The organism is Oleiphilus sp. HI0086, assembly GCF_001635225.1.
In genome coordinates, this window is the sequence record NZ_LWFZ01001318.1 from 1 (window position 1) to 964 (window position 964).

At 49.9% G+C, this 964-nt stretch carries 1 protein-coding gene; it reads right to left on the minus strand.

Features of this window, described 5'->3' with window-relative positions:
• Positions 1-850, minus strand: an 850-nt coding sequence (locus tag A3756_RS22785) for a protein adenylyltransferase SelO family protein (RefSeq protein WP_231875618.1), incomplete at its 3' end; no start/stop codon positions are given.
• Positions 851-964 lie beyond the last annotated feature (114 nt).

Sequence of the window (964 nt, forward strand, 5' to 3'; positions counted from 1 at the left end):
ATACATCGGGCTTCGATGCAACAAGGGGTCGCAATGCCGAGCAGAAACTCTCAAAATTTGCCTCGGCAGCAGCATGTTGATTGAAAAACGAAAAGTGATGCCCGCCACCACTCCAAGGCTGATAAAACGGTTCAAACACTTCGCAGAACCCGAATGGACCATAGTCAAGGGTATACCCCCCCGCTGCGCAGTTGTCACTATTGAAGTTGCCTTGGCAATAACCTACGCGAAGCCAGTTTGCGACAAGCGCGCTTAAACGCTCACGAAACTCGCTAGCCAACCGCAGTAATTTATCTTCGAACGATAGGTCTTCATTGATCTCACTTTTGTATTCACGATCAATCAAATGCAAAACGATCATCTTTAACTCTTCGAGAGCTTTTGGATGAGCCTTGCTACGCGCTCGACGAGCAAACAGTTCAAGCTGCCCGACCCGTAAGAAAGACGGTGCGACACGTGTTGAAATTGCAACCGGGTTCGATACCATAATATCCGGATCTTGGGAGTAAGAACCTTCAGAATACCATGGGCGATCAACGGTCTCTGAGCCAGATACATAAAGGCATAAGGACCTAGATGTTGGCACCCCTAGTTGGTGCATATGCTCCTGAACCAGAAATTCTCTAATACTCGAGCGCAGCACTGCTCGCCCATCCGCACCACGACAATATGGCGTTCGCCCACCACCCTTTAGCTGCATCTCCCAACGCTGACCATTGATGACAGCCTCAAGGACAGATACTGCACGGCCATCCCCGTAACCGTTGCCTGTGCGGAACGGACACTGTTGAATGTACTCCGTGCCATAAATCGACAGCGCATAGCCAGTTGCCCAAGCTGTTTGTCTCATAGGTTCTGGCACATGCGACATATCACCAGAGAACAAACGACGGAAGCCTTCCGTTTCCACCAAATTGTCGTCAAAACCCAGTTCGCTGAAAAACTTCCTGCTGTGAGCGACATA